The organism is Listeria swaminathanii, assembly GCF_014229645.1.
GTDB lineage: Bacteria > Bacillota > Bacilli > Lactobacillales > Listeriaceae > Listeria > Listeria swaminathanii.
Map to the genome: position 1 here is coordinate 54,359 of NZ_JAATOD010000002.1, position 26,445 is coordinate 80,803.

The 26,445-nt window shown below is 41.6% G+C and carries 25 protein-coding genes and 1 pseudogene; 4 read left to right on the forward strand and 22 right to left on the reverse strand.

Annotated elements, in window-relative coordinates:
• Positions 1 to 84 precede the first annotated feature (84 nt).
• Entirely contained in the window at positions 85 to 684 is a 600-nt protein-coding gene (locus tag HCX62_RS07425; RefSeq protein ID WP_185638130.1) for a short chain dehydrogenase, read from the forward strand.
• Between the two features lie 39 nt (positions 685 to 723).
• Here the strand turns inward: HCX62_RS07425 and pyrE are convergent, their stop codons facing one another.
• From pyrE to pyrR, 10 genes and pseudogenes are all read right to left on the reverse strand, one after another.
• A complete protein-coding gene (pyrE, locus tag HCX62_RS07430; protein WP_185638132.1) occupies positions 724 to 1,353 on the reverse strand; it encodes an orotate phosphoribosyltransferase in 630 nt (209 codons plus the stop codon).
• Positions 1,350 to 2,051, reverse strand: a complete 702-nt coding sequence (gene pyrF, locus HCX62_RS07435; RefSeq protein ID WP_185638133.1) for an orotidine-5'-phosphate decarboxylase — start codon at positions 2,049 to 2,051, stop codon at positions 1,350 to 1,352. Before pyrF ends, pyrE begins: the two co-directional genes overlap by 4 nt.
• A complete protein-coding gene (locus HCX62_RS07440; protein ID WP_185638135.1) occupies positions 2,048 to 2,962 on the reverse strand; it encodes a dihydroorotate dehydrogenase in 915 nt (304 codons plus the stop codon). Before HCX62_RS07440 ends, pyrF begins: the two co-directional genes overlap by 4 nt.
• Positions 2,959 to 3,726: pseudogene (locus HCX62_RS07445) on the reverse strand (dihydroorotate dehydrogenase electron transfer subunit); the annotation flags it as partial. The gene HCX62_RS07440 and the pseudogene HCX62_RS07445, both read right to left, overlap by 4 nt.
• A 19-nt stretch (positions 3,727 to 3,745) precedes the next feature.
• Positions 3,746 to 6,958 carry a carbamoyl-phosphate synthase large subunit gene (carB, locus tag HCX62_RS07450; RefSeq protein ID WP_185638139.1) on the reverse strand — a complete coding sequence of 1,071 codons (3,213 nt, stop codon included), beginning with the start codon at positions 6,956 to 6,958 and terminating at the stop codon, positions 3,746 to 3,748.
• Complete coding sequence (locus tag HCX62_RS07455) at positions 6,951 to 8,042, reverse strand: carbamoyl phosphate synthase small subunit (protein ID WP_185638141.1); 1,092 nt, start codon at positions 8,040 to 8,042, stop codon at positions 6,951 to 6,953. The genes carB and HCX62_RS07455 overlap by 8 nt, the downstream gene beginning before the upstream one ends.
• Positions 8,039 to 9,319 carry a dihydroorotase gene (gene pyrC / locus HCX62_RS07460; protein ID WP_185638144.1) on the reverse strand — a complete coding sequence of 427 codons (1,281 nt, stop codon included), beginning with the start codon at positions 9,317 to 9,319 and terminating at the stop codon, positions 8,039 to 8,041. Before pyrC ends, HCX62_RS07455 begins: the two co-directional genes overlap by 4 nt.
• The gene (locus HCX62_RS07465; RefSeq protein WP_185638146.1) at positions 9,307 to 10,218 is read right to left on the reverse strand and encodes an aspartate carbamoyltransferase catalytic subunit; all 912 of its coding nucleotides are present in this window, start codon (positions 10,216 to 10,218) and stop codon (positions 9,307 to 9,309) included. Before HCX62_RS07465 ends, pyrC begins: the two co-directional genes overlap by 13 nt.
• Before the next feature lie 84 nt (positions 10,219 to 10,302).
• Positions 10,303 to 11,589 carry a solute carrier family 23 protein gene (locus HCX62_RS07470; protein ID WP_185638148.1) on the reverse strand — a complete coding sequence of 429 codons (1,287 nt, stop codon included), beginning with the start codon at positions 11,587 to 11,589 and terminating at the stop codon, positions 10,303 to 10,305.
• A gap of 129 nt (positions 11,590 to 11,718) precedes the next feature.
• Complete coding sequence (gene pyrR, locus HCX62_RS07475) at positions 11,719 to 12,270, reverse strand: bifunctional pyr operon transcriptional regulator/uracil phosphoribosyltransferase PyrR (protein WP_185638150.1); 552 nt, start codon at positions 12,268 to 12,270, stop codon at positions 11,719 to 11,721.
• 231 nt (positions 12,271 to 12,501) lie between these two features.
• Between pyrR and brfA the strand changes: the two genes are divergently transcribed.
• Positions 12,502 to 12,732 carry a ribosome rescue factor BrfA gene (gene brfA, locus HCX62_RS07480; protein WP_185638152.1) on the forward strand — a complete coding sequence of 77 codons (231 nt, stop codon included), beginning with the start codon at positions 12,502 to 12,504 and terminating at the stop codon, positions 12,730 to 12,732.
• A 90-nt stretch (positions 12,733 to 12,822) separates the two neighbouring features.
• Positions 12,823 to 13,644, forward strand: coding sequence for an STAS domain-containing protein (locus HCX62_RS07485; RefSeq protein ID WP_185638154.1), 822 nt, complete (start codon positions 12,823 to 12,825; stop codon positions 13,642 to 13,644).
• Between the two features lie 17 nt (positions 13,645 to 13,661).
• Here the strand turns inward: HCX62_RS07485 and HCX62_RS07490 are convergent, their stop codons facing one another.
• From HCX62_RS07490 to HCX62_RS07500, 3 genes are all read right to left on the reverse strand, one after another.
• Entirely contained in the window at positions 13,662 to 14,570 is a 909-nt protein-coding gene (locus HCX62_RS07490; RefSeq protein ID WP_185638156.1) for an RluA family pseudouridine synthase, read from the reverse strand.
• Complete coding sequence (gene lspA / locus HCX62_RS07495) at positions 14,570 to 15,034, reverse strand: signal peptidase II (protein ID WP_185638158.1); 465 nt, start codon at positions 15,032 to 15,034, stop codon at positions 14,570 to 14,572. The genes HCX62_RS07490 and lspA overlap by 1 nt, the downstream gene beginning before the upstream one ends.
• 81 nt (positions 15,035 to 15,115) lie before the next feature.
• Positions 15,116 to 16,399 carry an NCS2 family permease gene (locus HCX62_RS07500; RefSeq protein WP_008948185.1) on the reverse strand — a complete coding sequence of 428 codons (1,284 nt, stop codon included), beginning with the start codon at positions 16,397 to 16,399 and terminating at the stop codon, positions 15,116 to 15,118.
• A gap of 173 nt (positions 16,400 to 16,572) precedes the next feature.
• Between HCX62_RS07500 and HCX62_RS07505 the strand changes: the two genes are divergently transcribed.
• Entirely contained in the window at positions 16,573 to 17,943 is a 1,371-nt protein-coding gene (locus tag HCX62_RS07505) for an MATE family efflux transporter (protein ID WP_185638160.1), read from the forward strand.
• A gap of 14 nt (positions 17,944 to 17,957) precedes the next feature.
• Here HCX62_RS07505 and HCX62_RS07510 read toward each other — a convergent pair whose 3' ends face one another.
• From HCX62_RS07510 to HCX62_RS07550, 9 genes are all read right to left on the reverse strand, one after another.
• Positions 17,958 to 18,890, reverse strand: coding sequence for a metal ABC transporter substrate-binding protein (locus tag HCX62_RS07510; RefSeq protein WP_185638162.1), 933 nt, complete (start codon positions 18,888 to 18,890; stop codon positions 17,958 to 17,960).
• Positions 18,887 to 19,729 (reverse strand): metal ABC transporter permease, encoded by an 843-nt coding sequence (locus HCX62_RS07515; RefSeq protein WP_185502063.1) that lies wholly within the window; start codon positions 19,727 to 19,729, stop codon positions 18,887 to 18,889. Before HCX62_RS07515 ends, HCX62_RS07510 begins: the two co-directional genes overlap by 4 nt.
• 3 nt (positions 19,730 to 19,732) lie before the next feature.
• Positions 19,733 to 20,455 (reverse strand): metal ABC transporter ATP-binding protein, encoded by a 723-nt coding sequence (locus tag HCX62_RS07520; RefSeq protein ID WP_185638164.1) that lies wholly within the window; start codon positions 20,453 to 20,455, stop codon positions 19,733 to 19,735.
• Between the two features lie 159 nt (positions 20,456 to 20,614).
• Positions 20,615 to 21,031, reverse strand: a complete 417-nt coding sequence (locus tag HCX62_RS07525) for a MarR family winged helix-turn-helix transcriptional regulator (protein WP_008948190.1) — start codon at positions 21,029 to 21,031, stop codon at positions 20,615 to 20,617.
• Positions 21,032 to 21,070: 39 nt separating this feature from the next.
• A complete protein-coding gene (locus HCX62_RS07530; RefSeq protein WP_185638166.1) occupies positions 21,071 to 22,561 on the reverse strand; it encodes a lmo1851 family serine protease in 1,491 nt (496 codons plus the stop codon).
• Between the two features lie 153 nt (positions 22,562 to 22,714).
• Positions 22,715 to 22,921 (reverse strand): heavy-metal-associated domain-containing protein, encoded by a 207-nt coding sequence (locus tag HCX62_RS07535; protein ID WP_008948192.1) that lies wholly within the window; start codon positions 22,919 to 22,921, stop codon positions 22,715 to 22,717.
• Positions 22,922 to 22,933: 12 nt separating this feature from the next.
• Positions 22,934 to 25,147 carry a heavy metal translocating P-type ATPase gene (locus HCX62_RS07540; protein ID WP_185638168.1) on the reverse strand — a complete coding sequence of 738 codons (2,214 nt, stop codon included), beginning with the start codon at positions 25,145 to 25,147 and terminating at the stop codon, positions 22,934 to 22,936.
• Positions 25,148 to 25,161: 14 nt separating this feature from the next.
• Positions 25,162 to 25,455, reverse strand: coding sequence for a copper-sensing transcriptional repressor CsoR (gene csoR / locus HCX62_RS07545; protein ID WP_003723408.1), 294 nt, complete (start codon positions 25,453 to 25,455; stop codon positions 25,162 to 25,164).
• Positions 25,456 to 25,579: 124 nt separating this feature from the next.
• Positions 25,580 to 26,404, reverse strand: a complete 825-nt coding sequence (locus HCX62_RS07550; RefSeq protein WP_185638170.1) for a M15 family metallopeptidase — start codon at positions 26,402 to 26,404, stop codon at positions 25,580 to 25,582.
• Positions 26,405 to 26,445: the final 41 nt, after the last annotated feature.

A 26,445-nucleotide genomic window follows, 5' to 3' on the forward strand; every position in this document is an offset into this window, starting at 1 on the left:
TTCCTTCTCGGAGCCGTTTTTTCTTTTCACTTTTAGGGTAGATGTTAACTGACTTTACTTTTTTATTGGAAGGATGATAGAGGAATGAAAATTTTATTAATTGGTGCATCTGGTACGCTTGGTTCTGCGGTGAAAGACCGTTTGGAGAAGAAAGCCGATGTGATTACTGCCGGTAGACATAGCGGCGATGTTACGGTGGATATTACGAGTGTCGAAAGTATTAAAAAAATGTACGCACAAGTTGGTAAAGTAGACGCGATTGTTTCAGCGACTGGAAGCGCCACTTTTTCACCTTTAACGGAATTAACACCTGAGAAAAATGCTGTGACAATTAGCAGCAAATTAGGTGGGCAAATTAATCTTGTTTTACTTGGCATTGATTCCTTAAATGATCACGGTAGTTTCACGTTAACGACTGGTATTATGATGGAGGATCCAATCGTCCAAGGCGCTTCTGCTGCTATGGCAAACGGCGCGGTAACTGCTTTTGCAAAATCTGCTGCGATCGAAATGCCGCGCGGAATTCGGATTAATACAGTAAGCCCGAATGTGTTAGAAGAATCTTGGGACAAGCTAGAGCCTTTTTTCCAAGGATTCATACCAGTTCCAGCTGCAAAAGCCGCTCGTGCGTTCGAGAAAAGTGTTTTTGGCGCGCAAACTGGCGAAAGTTATAAAGTATATTAATAGAAAAAGAAGCTCACCTATATTATGGTGAGCTTCTTTTTATTTTCCCCAGTTTTCCGGGCTTTTCTTCCATTCTTTTAGCGTGGCCATATCTTCGGCTGTCACGTAATTTTCACTTAAAGCTACTTCAATTAACTCGTCGTAGTTCGTCAGTGTTACTAGTTTTGTACCCGCTTCATCCAGTAATTTTTTGCCTTTATCTAAGCCATATGTAAAGATTGCCGCGATCCCAACCACTTCTGCTCCCGCTTCTTCTAAAGCTTCCACTGCTTTAAGTGAGCTGCCACCTGTCGAAATCAAGTCTTCAATCACGACTACTTTTTGGCCTTTAGCGATTGGTCCTTCGATTTGGTTCCCTTTGCCATGTTCTTTTGCTTTTGAACGAACGTAGACCATTGGTAAATCTAATAAGTCGCTCACCCAAGCAGCATGTGGAATTCCAGCTGTCGCGGTTCCTGCAACAACATCAACTTCGCCAAAAGTTTCCTTGATTTTTTCCGCAAGTGCTTTGGCGATAAATTGGCGGACTTTTGGAAAGCCTAATGTGAGGCGATTATCGCAATATATTGGTGACTTAATTCCTGACGCCCACGTAAATGGATCGTTTGGTTTTAAAAATACGGCTTTGATTTCTAGTAATTGTTCGGCTACTTGTTTTTCGATGCTCATGCATTCCACTCCTTTAAAACTTGATTATATGCTGCTACTGGGTCATTTGCGCGGGTGATGGAGCGACCAACGACAATATTTGAAGATCCAATCAAACGCGCTTTTTCCGGTGTTACGACACGGATTTGGTCGTCGTTCGCTTCACTTGTTAGGCGAATACCTGGTGTTACACGTAAAAAATCAGTGCCATTTTGTTGTTTGATTGCTTCTGCTTCGAGCGCGGAACAAACGACGCCATCTAGCCCTGCTTGTTTCGTTAAATCGCTATAATGTAACACGGACTCAAGCAGGCTCGTTTTTATTAATTGCTCACTTTTCATGTCCGATTCGCTTGTACTTGTTAGTTGCGTCACTGCGATAATTTTTGGACGATTACCACTTGCGGAACCTATTTCAAGGCCTTCTCGAGCTGCTTCCATCATATTCTTTCCGCCAGCCGCATGTACATTAACCATATCAACGCCAAGTTTTGCCAAGCCAATCATCGCGCTTTTGACTGTATTCGGAATATCGTGGAGTTTTAAATCTAGGAAAATAGCATGATTTTGCTGTTTTATTTTTTCAACTATGGCTGGACCATTGCTATAAAAAAGTTCCATGCCAACTTTGACAGATAAACTTTCTCCGGAAAATTGGGCTAAAAAACTTTCTACTTCTTGGTACGTTTGGAAATCTAGCGCGATAATTGGTTTATTCATTGGTTTGCTCGCTCCTTTTTCAGTTCTTGTAGAGAAGAAATGCCGAGTTCGTCCATTCGTTTTGGTAGCTCTGCAATTAATTTCGGACAGATGAATGGGTCGGTAAAATTCATCGTGCCTACTGCGACCGCATCTGCTCCGGCGATTAAGAACTCTAGCACGTCATCCACGGTTTGCACGCCACCCATGCCAATGATTGGAATGTTACTTACAGCGCGAACTTGGTGAATCATCCGGATTGCAACGGGTTTAATCGCTGGGCCAGAAAGTCCACCTGTTCCATTTGCGATAACTGGTTTTCTTGTTTTTAAATCGATACGCATGCCGAGTAAGGTGTTAATCATCGTAAGGCCATCTGCGCCAGCCGCTTCGATTGCTTGGGCAATGGAAACGATGTCCGCTACATTTGGTGATAATTTGACATAAACTGGCACACTTGCGACACGTTTCACGGCTTTAGTTAAACGGTGCGCTACTTCTGGATCCGTCCCGAACGCGATGCCGCCGTGCTTTACATTAGGACAGGAAATATTGAGTTCGATCGCTTTCACTGCTTTTGATTCGCCAATACGCGAGCAAACTTGGACATAATCGTCTTCGGTCGCTCCGGCTACATTGGCGATGATAGGTGTTTCAAATTGTTCTAAAAATGGCAGTTCGTGCGCTAAAACATGTTCCAGACCCGGATTTTGCAGCCCGATTGCATTGAGCATTCCACTCGCGGTTTCAGCTACTCGCGGGGTAGGATTTCCTAGTCTAGGTTCTGGTGTTACAGCTTTGGCCATAATCGCGCCAAGTTCATTTAAATCGTAGTATTTGCTATATTCTTGTCCGAAGCCAAAACATCCCGATGCTGGCATAATTGGATTTTTAAGCGACAATCCGGGAATTTCTACTGCTAATGGGTTCATAAACTCACCTCGTCTGCTCGAAATACTGGTCCATCTTCGCACACTTTAAATTGTTTCTTCGCGTCGTCCGCTTTTGGACAAACACACGCGTAACAAGCTCCGATGCCACAAGCCATTCGTTCTTCTAAAGAAAGATATGTTTTCGTTTCTGGAAAACTAGCTTTCACTGCTTGGAGCATCGCTTTTGGTCCACAACTGTAGATGACATCTGGTTCTTCCGGAAAACTTTTTGTTATATCTGTGACAAAACCTTGTGTTCCAAGCGATCCATCCACTGTCGCAATATGCACTGTGCCGTACTCCGCCATTTCTTGTGCATAAAAACTATCTTTCGCCGATTGGAACCCATTTACAAACGTGACTTGTACGCCTTTTTCAGCTAACTCTTTGCCGAGTTGGTACATAGGAGGAACACCAATTCCACCCCCGATTAAAAGAGCGGTTTTTGGCGCGGGAGTCGTATCAATATCGAAGCCCTTTCCAAGCGGACCTAACACATCGATAGTATCCCCTCCCGAAAGCAGGCTAAAATCTTTCGTCCCATCTCCTTCTACCCGGTAGAGCAGAATGCATGTCTTCGCCGTTTTATCATACGAGCAAATGCTTATCGGTCGTCTCATAAGCAAGTCAGAACGAATCGGTTTCAGCATTAAAAACTGCCCCGGTGACATATCGGCTACACATTCCCCTGTTAAAATTAGTTCGTATACTTTATCTGCAATTTCGGTTTGCTGAATGACTTTCATTTCCGTCTGTAACACGGTTCCACCCCGTTTCTTCTATTTATACACGTGCTTTCGGTTGTTTTACTTCACTGGCATTCATTGACTCTAGTTCAAAAGAGCGCGATTCAAGTACTCGTAAAATAGCTTCTGCTGTATCCAGTGATGTACAAACTGGAATGCCATTTTCGACGGATTCACGACGGATTTGGAAGCCGTCACGTTCTGGGCGTTTACCAGTCGTTAATGTGTTCACTACGAGCGTTACTTGACCGTTTCGGATGTAATCAATTAGCGTTCCTTGATTTTCACCGATTTTTTTCACTTGCGAAACTGGAATTCCGGCTTCTTCTAGTGTGCTTGCTGTTCCTTTTGTCGCCATGATAGTGAAGCCAATGCGGTTAAATCTTTTAGCAAGTTCTACTGCTTCTTCTTTATCGCGGTCAGCTACTGTTAGAAGTACTGTTCCGTAATCATGCATCGTTGTTCCGCTCGCTACAAAACCTTTGTACAGTGCTTTTTCAAGCGTTACATCTTTCCCCATTACTTCTCCAGTTGATTTCATTTCAGGTCCAAGCGATGTATCGACACTACGCAATTTCGCGAAAGAGAACACCGGCACTTTGACAAAAATTTCTTGTTTTTCTGGCGCAAGTCCTGGCGTATAACCAAGGTCAATCAAGTTCTCGCCTAAGATAACTCGTGTTGCTACATTCGCCATCGGAATTTCCGTAATTTTACTTAAAAATGGCGCTGTCCGGCTTGAGCGCGGATTTACTTCGATAACGAAAACATCTTCGCCATCCACAACATATTGGATGTTCAACATACCGATAATATTTAAGCCAGTTGCCAGTCTTGTCGTATAATCGACAATCGTATTTTTCACCTGTTCGCTTAAACGTTGAGCTGGGTAAACTGCAATCGAGTCACCAGAATGGACACCGGCACGTTCGATATGTTCCATGATTCCCGGGATTAAGACGTTTTCGCCGTCGCTAATTGCGTCCACTTCTACTTCTTGCCCGCTCACATAACGGTCTACTAAAACTGGGTGCTTCGGATTTACTTTTACCGCGTTAGTCATATAATGTTTTAACGCTTCTTCTGATTCAACAATTTCCATCGCCCGGCCGCCAAGCACGTAGGATGGACGTACGAGGACAGGATAGCCAATGCCAGTCGCTACCTTGATTGCTTCCTCTACCGAAGTGGCCGTTTTCCCAGCTGGTTGCGGGATTTGTAAGATTTCTAATGCTTTTTCAAAGGCATCACGGTTTTCCGCGCGGTCGGTATCTTCTAAGCTTGTTCCAAGGATTTTCACGCCGCGTTTTGCTAAACCGTCTGCTAAGTTAATTGCCGTTTGACCGCCGAATTGTACGACAACCCCTAGTGGCTGCTCGATTTCAATAACATGCATCACATCTTCTAACGTCAAAGGTTCAAAGTATAATTTGTCCGAGATACTAAAGTCAGTCGAAACTGTTTCTGGATTATTATTGATGATAATTGCTTCGTACCCCGCTTGCTGAATTGCCCAAACCGAGTGCACTGTCGCATAGTCGAATTCCACCCCTTGGCCAATCCGAATCGGACCAGATCCAAGCACAATCACGCTTTCTTTCGCTGATCTTGTCGATTCATTTTCGTCTTCATAGGTGCTGTAAAAATATGGCGTTGTCGATTCGAATTCAGCTGCACAAGTATCAACCATTTTGTAAACTGGGAAAAGATTTTGTGCTTTTCGTAAGTCGTAAATGGCTTGTTCGTCGATATTCCAGCATGTTGCAAGGAAAGCGTCAGAAAAACCAGCCCGTTTCGCCTCTACTAAAATGTCTTTGTTTTGCGGGTTTTCTTTAACACGATTTTCAAGTTCGATTGTTTTGCTTAATTTATATAAGAAGAATAAATCTATTTTTGTTTTCTCGTGGAGTTGTTCGATTGTTTGGCCGCGGCGTAGGGCTGCTGCTAGGAAGAATAAGCGATCATCTTCTGGGAAACAAATTTTGCGTTCTAATGTTTCTTCATCGGCATTTTCGGCTTCTTCTAATAATAAATGATCCGCGCCGATTTCGAGTGAGCGTACTGCTTTTAAAAGGGCCTCTTCCCAAGAACGACCGATTGCCATGACTTCTCCAGTTGCTTTCATTTGCGTTCCAAGACGGCGATCTGCTTGTTCAAATTTGTCGAAAGCAAAGCGTGGAATTTTCGCAACTACATAATCTAGTGTTGGTTCAAAATGAGCGAAAGTTGTTCCTGTTACTGGGTTCCTGACTTCATCTAGTGTTAAGCCAACCGCGATTTTCGCTGCTAGTTTGGCAATCGGATAGCCCGTTGCTTTGGAAGCTAGCGCGGAAGAACGGCTCACACGTGGGTTTACTTCGATAACGTAGTAGTTATAACTATCCGGATCAAGTGCCAGCTGAACGTTACAACCACCTTCTATTTCTAGCGCGCGGATAATTTTCAACGATACATCGCGTAACAGTTGGTATTCGCGGTCGGATAGCGTTTGGCTCGGTGCAACAACAATCGAATCCCCTGTATGTATGCCAACTGGGTCAATATTTTCCATGTTACAAACAACCATCGCGTTATTATTCGCATCACGCATTACTTCATATTCGACTTCTTTAAAACCAGCAATACTTTTTTCTAGCAAACATTGCGTTACTGGACTTAGTTTTAAACCACTCGTTACGGTTTCAATCAATTCTTGTTCATTGTGGCAAATCCCGCCACCAGAGCCACCAAGCGTATAAGCCGGGCGGACGATAACTGGATAGCCGATGCGTTCAACAAAAGTATAAGCTTCATCCAAGTTATGGATAATATCACTATCTGGCACCGGTTCGCCAAGTTCATTCATCAAGTCGCGGAAAGCTTCGCGGTCTTCCGCTTTTTTAATCGCCGTTAAATCCGTTCCAAGTACTTCTACATTACACTCATCCAAGATTCCCGCCGCAGAAAGTTCCATCGCCATATTCAACCCCGTCTGTCCCCCAAGCGTTGGTAAAATGGCATCCGGGCGCTCTTTACGAATGATGCGCGATACAAAATCAAGTGTAATTGGCTCAATGTAAACTTTATCAGCCATTTCTGCATCGGTCATAATCGTCGCTGGGTTCGAGTTTACTAACACCACTCGGTAACCTTCTTCTTTTAAACTCAAGCAGGCTTGCGTTCCAGCATAATCAAACTCCGCTGCTTGTCCAATAACAATCGGACCTGAGCCGATTACAAGAATTGTTTTTATATCGTCGCGTTTAGGCATGTAATTCATCCTCCTCTTTCCCATTCATCATTTCCATAAACTCATCAAATAAATAGTTCACGTCGCTTGGTCCCGGGTTTGCTTCTGGATGATATTGTACTGTGTATGCTAGAAACTCTTTATGCGCCAGACCTTCCACCGTTTCATCATTTAATTCAATATGTGTTACTTTTAAATCTGTTCCAATAAGCGATTCTTTTTCTACCGCGTAGCCATGGTTTTGCGCCGTAAAGTCAACGCGTCCCGTAGCTAGTTCTTTCACTGGATGATTCGCGCCACGATGACCGAATTTCAGTTTGAACGTATCCGCCCCATTTGCCAGTGCAAACAGTTGGTGACCTAAGCAAATTCCGAATAGTGGCAGTTTGCCTTGAATACCGCGAATCATTTCTAACGCCTCTGGAACGTCTTTCGGATTCCCAGGTCCATTTGATAACATCACGCCGTCCGGATGCATCGCTAGAATTTCTTCTGCTGTTGTATTGTAAGGAACGACCGTCACATAGCAATTACGTTTATTCAGTTCCCGCAAAATCGAGCTTTTCACGCCGTAATCCACTAGCACTACCCGTTTGCCATCGCCCGGGCTTGCAAATGCTTTAGCCGAGGAAACTTCATGTACTTGATCGACTGGCAAGCGAACCGAACGCAAGTGATGCAGTAGTTCTTCTTTATCTGCCGTTTCTGCTGCCAAAATCCCTTTTAATGTACCTTCTTTACGGATTAATTTCGTTAATTTTCGTGTATCGATTCCCGCGATTCCCGGGATGCCTTTTTCTTTTAAAAATTCATTTAGTGTAATTTGGTTGCGCCAGTTGGACGGGAATTCTGCGACTTCACGCACCACAACCCCTTTAACAGCAGGATTTATCGATTCAAAATCGTCGCGGTTCACGCCGTAATTTCCAACAAGTGGATACGTAAAAGTGATAATTTGGCCGTAGTAGGAAGGGTCTGTAATCGTTTCTTGGTAGCCCGTCATTCCCGTATTGAATACTACTTCGCCAATAGTTTCCTTTTCACTACCAATCGCATCACCGATAAAATAATTGCCATCTTCTAGCATTAAAATTCGCTTTGTCATTTGATTTCCCCCTCATTGTATACAAGCGTTCCTTCTGCAAACGTTGCTACCGGCCAACCGATACACGTTTCTCCAACAAATGGTGTGTTTTTTCCTTTTGAGAAAAATGTAGCTGGGTCGATATTCGCTTCTTTTTCTAAATCAAGCACGACGATATCCGCTACAGCGCCTTCTTCTAGTTTGCCGTATGGTAGTTTAAAGCATTCGGCCGGCTTCACAGTCATCCAGTCGATCAGTTGCTTTAATGTCCATTCGTTCGTTTTAACAAAATGTGTATATAGTAGTGGGAAGGCAGTTTCTAAGCCGACGATTCCAAATGCCGCTTGTTCCATTGGCACATTTTTTTCTTCGGCTGCGTGTGGCGCATGGTCCGTTGCGATAAAATCAATCGTGCCATCCAGCAAGCCTTCTAAAAGTGCCGCCCGATCTGCTTTGCTGCGAAGTGGTGGATTCATTTTCCAATTACCGTCATTTCCCGGAATATCTTCTTCGTCTAAAATTAAGTGGTGTGGCGAAACTTCTGCAGTAACGCGAATTCCCGCCCGTTTCGCATCACGCACAACCCGAACCGATTCTTTGGTCGAAATATGGCAGACATGATAGTGACAGCCTGCCGCTTCCGCTAACAAAACATCCCGCGCGATTTGAACAGACTCCGCAATATTCGGAATCCCTTTCAGTCCTTCTTTTTCTGCAAAAATGCCATCATGGACCACGCCGCCGTAAATAAGCGAGTTATCTTCACAGTGTGCCACAATCGCCATATCTAGCCCCGCAGCTCGTTTCATCGCCTCGTACATCGTCCCCGCTAGCTGCACGCCCACCCCGTCATCCGTGAAAGCAAATGCGCCCGCTTCTTTTAATGCTTCAAAATCTACCAACTCGTCGGTGCCAAGGCTTGTCGTAATCGACGCGTAAGGCAACACCCGAACCTCCGCTGTTTCTTTAATTTTCGCTTGTAAACTTTCCATTACTTCTTTGGAATCTGGAACTGGTTTCGTATTAGGCATCGAGCAAATCGTCGTATAACCACCGCGTGCTGCAGCTTTCGTTCCTGTTAAAATGGTTTCCTTATGCTCGCCACCTGGTTCGCGAAGATGTACGTGGACATCGATAAATCCCGGTGCAAGCAGTTTTCCAGTTGCGTCAAATTCTTCGCCACTCGTCGCCTCAATCGAATCTGCAATCAAGTCAACTTTGCCTTGCGTAATACGCACATCTTTCTTCTCTAACTCGCCTGCTTCATTTAACACTTGCCCATTTTTTAATACGTACATATTTTCGCCCTCTTTTCCTGTTCTTTTAAAATCGATTCCAAAATTGCCATCCTTATAAAAACGCCATTTGTCATTTGCGTAACAATCCGTGATTTTTCGCTTTCGACTAAGCTATCAGCGATTTCCACGTCACGGTTCACTGGGCTTGGGTGCATAATAATCGCATCCGCTTTTAATTTTGTCGCCCGTTCCACCGTCAAACCAAATTTTTCATGATAGCCTACTTTGGTAAATTGTTCCGTTCCGCTGTGGCGCTCATGTTGTACCCGTAAAAGCATCATCACATCGACCTTTTCGACAATCTCATCGACCGGTAAATACGTGCCATATGCTAAGTAACTTTCATCAAACCATTCTCTCGGCCCAGAGAAAAACAATTCCGCCCCAAGCCTTTTTAACACTTTCATATTGGAATTTGCTACCCGACTATGCCGAATATCGCCAGCAATCGCTACTTTCAACCCTTGAAAAGTGCCAAATTGTTCTTTTATCGTGAATAAGTCGAGCAGTGATTGACTCGGATGCTCCCCGCAGCCGTCCCCGCCGTTTACAATCGCAATCTCTAACTTTTCAAGTCCCGCGTAGTAGTTTTCTTCTGAATGCCTGATTACCGCAACATTCACTCCGACCGCTTGCATCGTGAGTAGTGTATCGTAAAGCGTTTCGCCTTTAGTCATGCTAGAGCTCGCTGCATCAAAGGAAACCACCTCGACACCTAACTTTTTCTCCGCTACTTCAAAACTCGTATGCGTTCTCGTACTCGGTTCAAAAAACATATTAACCGCAAAAGCCTGTTCATTAAAAGTTGCTTTTTTCCCGCGTTTAAATTGTGCCGCCTGCTCTAATAAATGCTCGATTTCATGGACGGTTAATGCTTCCATTGACAACAAATTTTTCATTTAAAGCGCCACCTTTTCTAATTCAATTTATAGAAAAACCTCTGGAGTATTATATCTGCAGAGGTTTTTTTGTCGTGTAGGATGTCAGGCTGATCTGTGCTCGGCTGGTAAGACTAAGTTTAAAATAATCCCAATAACTGCTGCGAGCGCCATGCCAGACAGTTGGAACGATCCTGCTTGAATGAACAAGCCGCCAATTCCTACTACTAGTACAACGGAAGCAATAATCATATTACGATTAACACTTAGGTCAATTTTATTTTCAATCATCATTCGAAGTCCGCTTGTCGCAATAACCCCAAAAAGTAGCAGGGAAATTCCGCCTAGAACTGCTGTTGGAACCGAGGTGATAACTGCATTGATGTAACCGATAAATCCGAAGAGAATGGCGAAAACTGCCGCTCCTCCGATAACAAACACGCTATATACTTTTGTAATTGCTAGAACGCCAATGTTTTCACCGTAAGTTGTTACAGGTGGTCCGCCGATAAGCGATGCGATAATCGAAGCAGTCCCGTCCGCAAGCAAGGAACGATGAAGTCCTGGGTCTTTAAAGAAGTTTTTATTCGTAATCCGGTTAAGTAGTAATTGATGCCCCATGTGTTCCGCCATCGTAACAAACGCAAGCGGCGCCATACTGAGAATAACTGTAACCGTGATAACTGGGTCAATATTAACAAATGGAATACTGAAATCTGGAATTTGGAAGAAAGAAGCATTTTTGATTAACGTATAATCTACCATCCCAAATGCCATACTCGTTAAGTAACCGACTGTGAAGCCGAATAAAATTGGAATTAAGCCCATAAATCCTTTGAAAAACATCATCGCAATAATGGTTGCTAGAAGAGTAATAACTGCTACTGCCAAAGTTTCTAAGTTATATTTACCATTGTTTGTCCCCATCGCCATCGCAGCTGCACTTGGAGCTAGCGATAAACCGATAACCATAATTACTGGTCCAACAACAATTGGTGGTAAAACTTTTTGAATCCACTCAACGCCTGCGTAGTAAACAATCAAGGAAACAATCGCATAGACAACGCCGACTGAGAATGTTCCGACCATAACTGCGCCTGGCCCTCCGCCAGATTTTGCGGCAAGTAGCGCTGTGATTGGTGCAATAAAGGTAAAGGAAGACCCTAGATATGCGGGGATTTTCCCGCGAGTAATTCCTAGATAAGCAAGTGTCCCGAGTCCGCTAGATACAAGCGCTACTCCCGGACTTAACCCTGTCACACTTGGCACAAAGATAGTAGAGCCAAACATAGTGAAAAGGTGCTGGATGCTAAGAATAATCCATTTATTGAGGCTTGGTCTTTCGTGTATATCTAGTACTGGTTTTGTTATTGTTTCTGTCGTTTCTGTCATTTTCTTCCCTCTTTCTTCATAAAAAATACCCCTTGTCTGTGTCGACAAAGAGTATAGAATAATCCCCTATAAGAAATTAATCACTCTTTGTCAGCCTCACAGGACTGCTTTTAAAAAAGTGTTACATTGTTATTCATTTTTGTTAATAATAACCGCATCTTCTGCATGATCCACATCAGTCAGGCGAACTTCTACTCGCTCGTTACCTGATGTTGGAATGTTCTTCCCTACATAGTCTGCTCTAATCGGAAGCTCTCTATGGCCCCGGTCAGCAAGCACTGCAAGGTGAATTTGCGAAGGTCTACCTACATCCATTAATGCGTCCATTGCGGCACGCACTGTTCGACCAGTGTAAAGCACATCATCTACAAGGACGACCTTTTTTCCACTAATATCAAATGGAATGTTCGTTCCGTGCACTGCTGGCTCACGAGTTTCATCATCTTTGAAAGATAAATCATCGCGGTAAAGTGTGATATCAATATCCCCAACCGGAATATCGATGCCTTCAATTTCAAGTATCCGTGTATGCAAACGCTGTGCAAGATAGATACCACGCGTCTTAATACCGACAAGCGCTAAATTTTTCGTGCCTTTGTTTCGCTCGATGATTTCGTAACTAACTCGAGTAAGCGCACGTTTGATTGCGGCCTCGTCCATGACAACTACTTGTTTTTGCATCCGAAATCTCTCCTTTTGTGCAAAAAAATAACCCTCTGCCAGTGTAAGCAAGGGAACGCGTACGAGTATACAAAAAACCCGTCCAATTATCGTCACCTTCTTAGCCTCTCTGGACTATGTTAAAGGACTTTATTTCATTAGACTTATCTTAACCGATAGAACTTCCCTTGTCAATCAAAAAAATATAAAATATGTTATACTACTTATAACAAAATAAAGGAGGCCACATCTATGGCTACATCTAAAGCAAGAAAGCAACGTCAAAAACTAGTGCGCGCGGGTCATTTAAATCCTGAAATCAAACGCAGCCCTTTTGCACTAATGGATTTAAGTTCCAAACAAACGAAAACAAAAAAAGGATATCTTTATAGTAAGAAACAGCAGAATCACCAAAGAGATGATTCTTTTTTTGTGACCTTTTTTAAGTTTTCACAATTTGTACATATTAGTAGCTTGAAATAATTGTTTCTATCTGGAAATCAGTCCATTTCATTAGCGCTTTGTGCTATGCTGTAATAGCTAAAAACATGTACTTTTATAGAGGTGAACAAAATGAGCATTATGAAAAGCTTATTACAACAAAAAGAAACCGTTGTGGAAGGCTGGCTTACGTATTATGTATCCGTGGATGATCCATACGTTTTCACACTAAAAAATGATCATCGTTTAATGGATGAAACGGGCTTTGTTTTAGAAAATCTATTTATAGGGATGACAGAAGATTTAAGGCAAATGAATACCTTCGCACGTGAGTTAGGGAAAGCACAATTTATTACTTCGCTTGGCATTTCGCATATTTTATTCCATATTCGTTTACTGGAAGAGTTCCTGCTTGATTATGCTTCCGAAAACAATGTAGAACCCACCAATTTCCGCGAATTATATTTATTTAGTATCAAGCTGCATCAAGTATTTAGTAGCTTTACGCAACACTTAATCGAAGGCTATACCTTTGCGACGGAACAAATGATTCTAAAAAAAGAAAATCAAGTTATCAAAGAGTCCACCAAACTCATTTGGATTGCTGAAAAAGTATTTCTACTACCGCTGATTGGCAAAATTACCGATGAACGAGCAAAGCAAATTACCGAAACAGCGCTTTATGAAGCTTGCGAACAACCAGTGAACTATTTAATTATTGATTTATCTGGCGTGCAGTTAGAAGCTCCACATATCGGCGAGTACATTGAGAATTTCTTTTCCTCGCTGAAATTAGTAGGCGTCACACCGATTATCACTGGCATGCAACCACAAATGGCCAAAGTCATGGTGCAAGCTAATTTGACCGAACAAGGCATCAAAACCTACCCTACTTTGCGTCAAGCAACGAAAGTACTTATGAAAGAAAAAGAAGCAAGAAACGCCCGTAAATAGGCGTTCTTGCTTCTTTTTTAATCTTCTTGTCGTAATGATTTTAATACTTTTTCAAAAGAACTTGGTAGTGGCGCTTCAAACGTCATGCGTTCATTCGTTGTCGGATGATCAAATCCTAATTTTGCTGCATGAAGATATTGCCCGTTGCCTTTAATCGTATTTTTTGGTCCGTATTTCGGATCGCCTGCTAAAGGATGTCCGATATATTTCAAGTGGACGCGGATTTGGTGCGTACGGCCAGTGTCTAGTTTGCAATTAATTAACGTGAAACCAGGTAAACGTTCCAATACTTCAAAATGCGTTCTTGCTTCTTTGCCATCGCGTACGACAGCCATTTTTTGACGGTCTTCTTTTGCGCGGCCAATTGGTGCTTCAATCGTGCCTTTTTGGTGGACAATGTCGCCGTGGACAAGTGCAATATATTCTCTATCTGAGGTTTTGTCTTTTAATTGTTTAGCAAGTGATTCATGGGCGTGATCATTTTTAGCAACCATTAGTAAGCCCGATGTATCTTTATCAATCCGGTGGACAATTCCTGGACGGATTTTGCCGTTAATGCCGGATAAATCATCACAGTGGAATAGTAACGCATTCACAAGTGTACCACTCGCATGGCCCGCTGATGGGTGAACAACCATTCCTTCTGGTTTATTGACAACAAGCATATCTTTATCCTCAAAGTAAATATCTAGTGGAATATCTTCCGCTAATACTTCCAGTTCTTCTGGTTCACGAACTTCATAATGAATTTCGTCGCCTACTTGTACTTTGTAATTTGGTTTAGCAAGTTCACCATTTACTGTGATATCGCCATTTTTTAGCATTAGTTGAATCGCTGAACGACTTTTTCCCATCATTTCAGCAATCACTTTATCCACACGTTCGCGCGCGTGGCTTTCTTCTATAATCAATGTTTCATTCTGCATTATTTAATTCCTTTCGTTTTGCGGTCGTCTACAAAAACATACACGAGCATTAGTACGACACCAACTGAAAGCGAGGCATCTGCCACATTAAAGATTGGGAAGTAATAATTTCCCCAAACTGTTTGTACAAAATCTACTACTTCTTGATGCAAGACCCGGTCGATAAAATTACCAATCGCACCACCTAGAATAAACGCTAAACTAATGGAAAATAGTCGTTTTCCTTTGGCATATTTTTGCATAATATAAATTATAATTCCAATAACAACAACAGTAATAAGATAGAAAAACCACATATGCCCTTCTAAAATACTCCAAGCAGCTCCATCATTACGGTAGCTTGACCAGTATAAGAAACCAGGAATAACTTCTATTTTCTGTCCAATTTCCATATTTTGAACAACAATCCATTTAGTCAATTGGTCTAGCGCAACTACAGCTAGGGTGATTAGATAATAATACATTTTCCGAACCCTCTTTTCACATCAGTTAGATAAAAAGTACGCGCTCTCCTGTAAAAATAAGAAGAGCGCAATACTTCTTTGTTATTGTATGATAAATTGAAGCAAAAATAAAGCTGCAATTACATACATGACTGGTGAAGTACGTTCCTCGTTTTTCGTGAAAGCACGAAGAATGGGATACGCGATAAAACCAGCCGCAATTCCGTCTGCAATACTATACGTCAGCGGGATTAATACAATAATCAGTAGTGCTGAAAAAGTTTCTGCCGCATTCGATAAGTCCATTTCTTTAAATTCTTGCAGCATCGACATACCGATAATAATTAAAATCGGCGCAATCGCACTGTTCGGAATAAAAGATAATACCGGCATTAAGAAAAGGGATGCGATGAAGAAAATACCTGTCGTAATTGTTGCTAAACCAGTTTTTGCTCCACTCGCAAACATCGAGCCACTTTCAAGTGCAGAGATTGTTGGGCTTGTACCAAATAAGCCAGATAAAAAGGCGGTTAGTGAGCTAGCTTTTAGAATCCGTGGTAATTTTTCCGTTTGTTTGAGTTGTCTTACTTGTCCATTTGTAAGACCAACCGTTTCAAACACAATTACCATCGTCATCGTAAAGACGGCGCTCCAAAAACCAACACTCGCCATTCCGGAAAAATCAGCTTTAAAGAGTACATCACTCCACGGCGCAACGCTTATCGAAGCACCTCCAGCTTTCCCGGCAACACCAAACATCACACCAACGATTGTTCCGATTATTAAACTCCATAAGAAAGCGCCTGGAATTTTCCGAATAACTAAAATCATCGTTAATAAAAGTGTCACGAGTGTTGCTAAAACGAATGGATCACCTAAATCTCCAACGGCAATAATGGCATGTTTTCCGCGCGTTACGATTCCGCCTTTCTCAAGCCCTAGGAAGATTAAGAATAAACCTAACCCAACCGTAATCGCTTGTTTTAAAATCAGCGGAATAGCTTCATTTAATTTTCCTGCCAGTGGTGTAAACGCAAGAATCATAAATAATAAACCACTCATCGTAACAGCAGCAAGTGCAACCTGCCAACTTAATCCCATTCCTTGAACAAGAGTATACGCAAAGAGCGCATTAATCCCCATCCCAGGCATCAGAATAAGCGGTGCATTTGCCCAAAATCCCATTATCAAACAACCAAACGCCGAAATAAAAATCGTCGCTAGAACTGCTCCTTGATAAGGAACTCCAGCCTCCGCTAAAATCGAGCTATTGACGACAATAATATATGCCACCGTAAAAAAGCCAATCATACCAGCCAAAAATTCGGTCCGGATATTGGTTTTATGCTCGTTCAGCCGAAATACTTTGTTGAAAAATTTCTGCATACTTTTTCCTCATTATGAAATTGTCCCTCTCCCAACCCGCAGAGTATTGCCCCTGCCACAGAACTTTATTATAACAAAGATAGCACGTATACGAAAGGAAAAGTTTTTTGTTACGCCGCCACTTCGCCGGATTTGTGCTATAATCTGAATGGATGCAAAAAGGAGATGATTACTTGCAACAAACAGTCACATATGGGGCAAAATGGAAACAATTTTTAACAATATTCACACCGATAGTCATTACGCAACTCACACTTTTCTCCATGACATTTTTTGATACGACGATGAGTGGAAATTATTCGAATCAAGCGCTAGCTGGTGTAGCGATTGGTAGCTCGTTTTGGGCTCCGGTGAATGCCGCTTTTTCTGGGTTACTGATGGCCATTACGCCAATCATCGCCCAATTAATCGGGGCGAAGAAAGAAAAACAAGTCAAAAACACGGTGCATAACGGTCTATATATTGCTTTATTTTTAGCATTTATTTTAATTCTTATTAATTTTTTAGTCGTTCCAACGATTTTGACACACATGCCAGTTACGGCAGAAGTCGCGGATATCGCCCGTCATTTCTTGAACGGCATTTGTATCGGGATTCCCGCTTTCTTTATTTCCGCGATTCTGCGTTCTTTCATTGACTCGCTTGGATTGACTCGGGTGACGATGCTGATTACGCTTTGTACCGTTCCATTTAATATCTTTTTAAATTACTGCTTTATTTTTGGGAACTTCGGCTTTCCGGAAATGGGTGGTGCTGGTAGTGGTTACGCGACAGGAATTACGTATTGGCTCGTTGTTTTAGTTAGTGTGATTTTGATTCAAACACAAACGAGATTACGCAAGTTCGGTATTTTTAAAAGCCTTACCGCGCCTCGTTTTTCGAAGGTAAAAGAGATTATCGGGATTGGTGTGCCAAACGGGTTAACAATTTTATTTGAAACGAGTATTTTCTCGGCGGTGACGATTTTAATGGGCGCTTTTGGGACGGAAACGATTGCGGCGCATCAATCAGCAAATAGTGTTTGTACGTTGCTTTACGCCTTCCCGCTTAGTGTCGCTTCTACGCTGACCATTCTTGGTGGTTACGAAACCGGCGCGAAACGCTTAAAAGACGCCCAACAGTATCGCCATATCGGCATGACCGCTGCGATTTTGATTGGTTGCGTGAACGGAGCTATCCTATTTTTCTTCCGCGATACAATTGCCGGATTTTACACGAATGACCCCGCGCTTATTGATTTAATTATGCATTTCTTAGTTTACGCGATTCTGTTCCAATTTGCGGATGCTGTCTTGTCGCCAGTTCTTGGGGCACTTCGGGGGTATAAAGATGTTACAATCACCTCGATTGTTGCCTTTATTTCTTATTGGTTGATTGGCCTTCCAGTCGGCTACGGCTTATCCTTTACGAATTTAGGACCATTCGGTTACTGGATTGGTTTAAGTACCGGCCTATTTGTCGCCGCATTTATTTTATCGCTTCGAGTTCGGAAAACGGAGCAAAAACTTTCCTTAAACGCAAAAAACGCAGAGATTTCAAGTTAATCTCTGCGTTTTTTTTATTTAGCTAAACCATCATGAATTTTATCTAAATTGTAGCGCATCATTTCTAAATACGTGTCGCCCACTTCGCCTTTTTTCGCCGTCGAATCCGTGAAAATTTTCGCAAAAATTGGTACGCCAGTTTCTTTAGAGACACTTTCCATACTACGTGGATCTACGCTAGTTTCCACAAATAGATTAGGCACTTTTTCTTTTTCCACAATGCCGACAATTTGTTTCATTTGATCTGGTGTGCCTTGGCTTTCTGTGTTGATTTCCCAAATATAGGCTGCTTTCAAACCGTAGCGAGCTGCAAAATATTTAAATGCGCCTTCGCTCGTTACTAACGTTTTTTGATTTTCTGGCAAATCAGCATATTTTTGTTCGGCTTCTTTATCTAATGCGTCCAGCTTCGCAATATATTTTGCCGCATTATCTTTGTAAAACGCCGCATTGTCTGGGTCTGCTTTTACAAGTGCATCTCGCACATTTTCTGTGTAGATAATTCCGTTATGCAGGTCGAGCCAAGCATGTGGATCGGTTTCGGACGTTTTCCCTTTTTCGGTTAAATATTTGGGTTGCACTCCTTTACTTAATTCCACCACTTGATCTTTGTCGTCTCGTGATTTATCTGCAGTTTCAAGCATACGGTCAAACCAACCGTTCCCCGTTTCCAAATTCAATCCATTGTAAAAAATTAAATCTGCATCTGATGCACTTTGAATATTGGCTGGCAACGGATCATATTCATGCGGATCCACACCAACTGGCACAATACTATGAAGCTCGATTTTGTCCCCGCCGACATTTTTAACAATATCCGCTAAAATCGAATAGGTTGCTACTACATTTAATTTTCCATCTGTATTTTTCGAAGCACTATTTTGACTGGAACACCCCGCAAGTACTACAACTAACGCGAAAAGTGCCACAACGAGCATTTTTTTCATTCGATGACCTCCCTCTTTTTAGAAAATAATAAGCCTTGTTTTGGTGCGAATAAAAAGGCGATAAAGAAAATAATCGTCGCAACTAACACCATTGCCGCACCAGATGCTAGGTTAAAAATATAGCTAAAGTAAAGTCCGATAATCGCACTCACTGCCCCAAATGTAGAAGCAAGAACAATCATTTTCGATAATTTATTCGTAAGCAGATAAGCCGTCGCTGCTGGCGTAATTAACATCGCCACCACTAAAATAATGCCAACCGTTTGCAAAGCCGAAACCGTTACAAGCGTTAAAAGTAGCATCAAGAAATAATGCAAGAATTTCACATTGAGGCCGTAAGCTTCTGCCATCACTGGATCAAACGAACTAACGAGAAATTCCTTATAAAAAAGTGCCACAAGCGAAATCACCAGTATCGCAATAATAATCGTCATCCACATATCCGAACTCCGCACCGCAAGCACATTCCCAAATAAAATATGATACAAATCCGTACTACTTTTCGCAAAAGATATTAAAATAATCCCGAGTGCGAAAAATGCGCTAAAAACAATCCCAATTGCTGTATCATTTTTGATTCGGCTTTTTTGATTAACAAAACCGATGCCAAGCGCCGCCGCAATACCAAACGTTGCAGCCCCTATAAAGAAGTTCATCCCCATCATGTAAGAAATCGCCACACCCGGCAACACCGCATGAGAAATCGCATCTCCCATGAGTGACATCCCTCTTAAAATAATAAAACTACCAATCACACCCGACACAATCCCAACTGTCACAGAAGTAATCAGTGCCTTTTGTAAAAAACTATATTGCATCAAGCCTTCTAAAAACAACATCGTCTACACCCCCGCCGCAAATGCTACCGGCGCGTCACCGTAAGCAAATTTAATTTTCTCTTCTGTAAATGTTTGTTCTACTGGACCGTGTGCTACTAATTTTTTATTGAGTAAAATGATATCGTCAAAGTAAGCCGCCACTTTATGGAAATCATGATGCACAACGACAATCGTTTTCCCATTGTCTCTTAGTTTTTTTAATAGCCGCATAATCAGCGCTTCACTCGTCATATCAATGCCAGCAAACGGTTCATCTAAAAAGAAAATCTCGGCATGTTGCGCAAGTGCGCGTGCGATAAATACCCGTTGTAATTGGCCACCTGATAGTTCGCCGATTTGTCTTTTCATAAAGCCTGTCATTTCCACTTGTTCGAGCGCGTCTAATGCGAGTTGTTTCTCTTTCTTTCCGGGACGTTTAATTAGTCCGAGCGCTGGATACGTTCCGAGCAGCACCATATCAAAAACCGTAATCGGGAACGTTAAATCCACTTCGCTTCGTTGCGGTACGTATGCGATTTTCTTTCTCCAATAGGAAAGTGGCTTATCGGCTAAAGTCACTTGACCTTGTTCACGAGGAATTAGCCCCATCATTCCTTTCAATAAGGTTGATTTACCAGCCCCATTCGGACCGACGATGCCTGTTAATTTTCCTGTTGCTATTTGAAGTGTGACATTATCAATTGCCACTTTTTGCTTGTATGCGATTGTTAAACCTTGGATTTCCATGTATACCACCCTTTTCCTTCAAGACTAAATTTTATACATAACTAAAAATGTTTCCTTAGAGCAACTTTCATCCAAAGTATAACGAAGAATCTTTTTGTTGTAAAGTAAAATGTTCATAAAAAAATCCCGCAGCCGATTAGACTACGGGATTTTTACTATTTATTTAATGGAACCGTCTGCTAATTTTTTGAGTAGTTTGCGGAATTCCGCTTGTTCATACTCGGAAAAAACAGCAAAGCGTTTGACGATCATTTCTTTTTTCTTTTTATCAATTTCTTTGACAAATTCCTCGGCGTTTGCGGTTAGTCTTAGTTCAATAATGCGGCGGTCTACTTCAGAACGATGACGTGTAATAAACTGTTCTTCGACTAAAGTATCTGTAATGGCTGTAATGTGACTGGCTGAAACATCAAGCGTTTTAGCTAATTCCGATGTTTTCGTAAGTCCGCTCGAAATCAAACTCAAGACCCGGTATTCGCTACCACTTAATCTTTTATCGAGTACTGCTTCAACTTCGTGACGAAAACTATTAAAAATTCGCTTAATCAATGTTTCAATTTCTAAGTATGTTTCCATTTTTTTTGCTACCTCCAGTTTTTCAAAAAAATTGTACGTTTACTTCACCAAGGCTTTTGCTTTTTGTAGTTGTGGATCTGTTTCTTTTAGATGTTTTTGCGTTAATTCGACTAATTTATCGGTTGTTACACCTGTCATAATTCCCGTTACATCTAATTTGTTTGCTGCTTGGAATCTCTCAACAGCATATTTTGTATCTATATCGTATAAGCCGTCTACTTTTCCAACGTTATAGTCTAGTGCTTTGAGCATGGTTTCGATGGTTCTTACATCATCACCGAAATCGCCATTTTGGTAGACTTTTGTGGAGGAAGGAATAGTCATGGTTGCGTAATTTGGCATGTTCACAACCACGTCTGGCGTAATACCTTTTTCATGAATCCATTCGCTATTTGGTGTTAACCATTTTGCGACTGTTAGTTTTAGTGTCGACTCATCGGATAAAGTAGTCGCTGTTTGGACAGTCCCTTTACCGAATGATTTTGCTCCGACAAGTTTAATGCCGCCAGATTCTTTCGCTGCTGCTGCAAGAATTTCTGAAGCACTTGCGCTCCCACCATCAATAAGCATGGTAGTTGGTACTTTTACTTTATAATCGCCATGTGAGCTGCTATCGGCTTTAATGGCTGATTTACTGCCATCTTTCCCTTGTTCTTGTACGACAACTTTGCCATCAGGAACAAACAGACTAGAAATAGAAACGGCTTGGTCAAGTAACCCACCAGGATTTCCTCGTAAGTCAATGACAAGTCCTTTCATGCCATCTTTTTCAAGGGATTTGAGTGCTTTTTCAAGCTCATCATAGGTTGTTTCAGAAAATGTGCTGATTGTGACGTGCGCAATTTTATCGCTGCCCATTTCTTTATAAACGGTTTCGATTGGAATTTCATCGCGTGTAATCGTAACATCAAATGGTTTATCTTCATTGGAACGTTGAATCGTAAGGGTTACTTTTGTTCCTTTTTCACCGCGGATTTTTTGAGTTGCTTCGGTTGCGGTATCGCCTTTGACAGACTTCCCGTCTACTTGTGTAATAATATCTTGCGGGCGTAAACCAGCTTTTTCGGCTGGAGAGTTTTTGATTGGAGAAACAACGACGATTGCGCCATCTTTTTCTTGAATTTCAGCGCCAATCCCTTCAAAACTAGAAGAAATCGTATCATTGAAGGCTGATGATTCTTTTTTCGACATAAAAGTGGAATAAGGATCATCTAACGAATTAACCATCCCGCTAATTGCTCCGTCTATCATGTTGCTTGATTTGGTATCTTTATAATATTTATTTGTAATTTCGTCGTATACATCATATAGCTTTGTAAATTCTTTTCGTTCTGGAATACTCACTTTGACTTGCTTGTCATCCCCTAAAGACATCACGATGGTTGTCACTAATGCCGTAACAAAGACAAAAGCGAATAATAGCATTATAAATGGGAATAACTTGATTTTTATATAACCATTGCCAGGTTTTGATTTTTGTTCTTCGTTTTTCTCCACTTTATCTGGTTCGTTTTGTGGGGATTGTTCCATCTTCCTTCACCACTTTCTATGTAAAATGTGGCTACTGCTAGCACATTTTATTTAACTCATTTATTTTACCAGTTTTCGGGTCATTTTGGTATCTTTTTTTCATGACATATAAAAAAGGAGAATTCCGCTAAGAATCCTCCTTTTGCTTTTAAATTAAGCTACTTCATATCCTGCTTCTTCTACAGCATCAATAAGCGCATCTTCTGTTACTTGTCCTTTTTCGAATTCAACTGTCGCTGTTCCTTCATCTAAGGAAACTACCGCATTTTTCACGCCACTTACTTCTGATAAAGCTTTTGTTACGCGAGCCTCGCAGTGTCCACAAGTCATACCTTCTACATTCAAAATTAGTTTTTCCATATTTTTCTCCTCCTATGATTTAAATTTATATCTTTTTAAGCGTAGCGCATTCGTTACAACGGAAACGGAACTAAATGCCATTGCAAGACCTGCTACCCATGGTGCAAGTAAGCCTAATGCGGCAATCGGAATACCCGCACAGTTATAGGCAAGTGCCCAGAAAAAGTTTTGGCGAATATTGCGCATGGTTGCTTTGGAAAGTTCGATTGTTTCTGGAATCAATGTCAAACGATGACTTACAAGTGTTACGTCGCCTGTTTCAATCGCGATGTCTGTTCCTGTCCCGATACTAATCCCAATATCACTTGCTGCAAGGGCTGGCGCATCGTTAATGCCATCGCCAACGAAAGCAACGATATGGCCTTCTTGTTGTAATTTTTCTACTAATGCACTTTTATCATTTGGTAGTTGTTCGGCAAAAAACATATCGGTTCCTAAATCTTTCGCCATATTCTCAACAACAACTGCTTGGTCACCAGAACAAATAGCGGTTTTGATGCCTTGTGCCTGTAGTTTTTGGATGGCTTCTTTTGCTTCTGGTCGCGGTGTATCGGATAAAGCGAGTGCGCCGGCATATACGCCATCGATTGCCATTGCAACAACGGTTTTTCCAGCGTGCATCCAACTTTCAATTAACTCATCTGCTTCTTTTGGTATCGTTGTAAGTGCAGAAACATAGCGGTAAGCTCCTAATTCGACCTTACTTTCATCCAAAGTACCTGTCATCCCGTGTCCAGCTTTCGCACGAATTTTCCCTTGTTTAATCGCGGATACATCGACATTTTCAGACTCTAGCATCTTGATAATTGCTCTTGCAATCGGATGCTCTGATTGTTGTTCCATTAAGAATAAATAAGCGAAAAATTGATCATGTGCTGCTTTTTTATCGCTAACTTCTAATTTTCCCTCTGTTAAAGTACCAGTTTTATCAAAAATGATTGTGTCGACTTTTGATGTACGTTCTAAATGTTCGCCACCTTTAAATAATATCCCACTTTCGGCGCCTTTACCAGTTCCAGCCATGATAGCGGTTGGTGTTGCGAGTCCGAGCGCACACGGACAGGCGATAACTAACACAGCGATGGCAGCTTCGAGCGAGCCATCCACAGTACCAGTCACAATGTACCAAATAATAAATGTCACAGCAGCAATCCCTAGTACAATCGGAACAAAAATACCGGAAATTTTATCAGCTAAGCGTTGAATTGGTGCTTTAATCCCTTGCGCTTCCTCCACCAAACGGATAATCGATTCTAAAACCGTTTCTTCCATACGTTTCGTGATTTTTGCTTGGAAAGCCCCGTCAAAGTTAATCGTAGCCCCAATAACCGAGTCACCTGGCTTTTTCTCTACTGGCACAGGTTCACCAGTAATCATCGCCTCATCAATACTTGTTTCGCCGGAAATGATTTCTGCGTCCATTGGCACTTTTTCACCTGGACGAACTAGGATGACATCACCAATTTTCAGAGAATCTACTGGCACTAGCCATTCTTTCCCTTCACGAATAACGGTTGCTTCTTTTGCTTGTAGTTCAAGTAGTCCAGCAATTGATTCGGTTGTTCTCGAAGTGGCGTACGATTCTAGCAATTTACCTAATAAAATTAACGTAATCAGAACCGCACTTGTTTCAAAATAGTAATGTGGCATCACGCTTGGATCAATCATGTGACGAATATATTCCACCACACTATAGAAATAAGCAGCAGATGTACCGAGCGCAACTAAAACGTCCATGTTCGCACTTTTACCTCGAAGTGCTTTATAAGCCCCATCATAAAAGCGCCAACCAATATAAAATTGCACAATTGTTGCGAGTACTAATTGGATTGTTGGATTAATCCAGTTGCCAATCGTTTCTGCAAAGGCCATTTCGTGAATATACGGAATATGTGTGACCATCGTAAGCAGTAAAGGAAGTGATAGAACGGCGGAAAGAATAAAACGTCTTACTTCTTTTTTGAAATTCTTCTCTAAAACCGCATCTTTTTCTTCTTTGGTCATTTTTTCTGCTGCATCGTAACCCGCATGTTTGACGACTTTAATTAAATCTTCTGTCGATGTTACTTCTGGATCGTAATAAACGGCCGCATTTTCTGTTACTAAATTGACGTTCGCTTTTTCCACGCCTTCTGCTTTATTTAACGATTTTTCAATTCTCGTGGAACAAGCCGCACAAGTCATTCCAAAAACGTTTAAATCTTGTCTTACATATTTATCGCTCATCTTATATACCCCCCTCAGGTTTTAGAAAATTGACGTATTGCTTTAAGTAAGTCCTCCATTACGTCATCTTCCCCATTTTTCGCTGCATCGACAACACAGTGTGCCGTATGATGTTCGAGTACTTGCAAGCCAACATTTTTGAGCGCTTTATTGGCTGCTGAAATTTGAACTAAAATGTCTGTACAATATCTATCATCCTCGACCATTTGAGCAATACCGCGGATTTGGCCTTCGATACGTCGCAAACGATTTTGAAGTAATTTTGTTTCGTCTTCTTTGCGTGGAACAATTGGTTGGTCGTGTTTCATTTTTTCTCCTCCTTTGTTTCTACAATTAACAGTATACCCCCTATAGGTATTTTATGCAACCATTTAATTTCTGTACGCATAAAAAAAGCCATAAACAAATGAATGTTTATGGCTCAAAAGCTTGTTATTTCGCGGCATCTACTTTCTTTTGAAGTGCCTCAACTTGCTCAAAAAATTCTTCTAACGTCCAGTTATTCTTGTAAATAATCGTTGCGGCATCTTTGCCAACATAACGATAATGCCAAGATTCGTATTGATATTTTGTAATATCTTCGCGACCTTTCATATAACGCAGGATAAAGCCGTAATTATGCGCGTTTTCCTGTAACCATTTGCCTTCTGGAGTATTTCCGAAAGCTTCTGTTAGTTCATATGATTGGTTTTCAGAAGAAATATCCATCGCTAAACCAGTTTGGTGTTCACTTGTTCCTGGATAGGCTACAGCTTCTCTTGCTTTTTGGTCCCCTTTGGCATTAACTTCTGCTTGGAATACCTCTTGTTGGCGTTTATACGAACGATAACCAGATACGGCAAATAGTTTCTTACCATCTTTATTCGCAGCAGCAAACATCTCTTCTAATCCTTTAGCAGCGTCTTTTCTCAGTTGTGCTTTTTCGACTTGTTGATTGCCGAAAGAAAATGTCACATTAGGACGAACTAAGTCTGGTGGGGTATATGTTGGTTGCAAGGAGAAATCTTTGTTGGCAAGAACCAGCATGTTTTCCTCGTTTTCAATATACTTTATGCCATTTTTTTCCGTTAGTTTATTTTGTTTATCAATATACGGATAAAGTGGGTCTTTTTCTAATTCTGCGAGTGATTGATTTCCAGCCGATTTTTGTTCCACTTTAGCGACCGAATCAGCATTTGTACCGCCGAAATATTGATCTTCCACCGTATGCACACAACTGATGCTGATAGCTAAAGCAATTGTTAATAAAGAACTCATATATGTTTATCAACCTTCCTGTATACATTAAGTCTAATTCT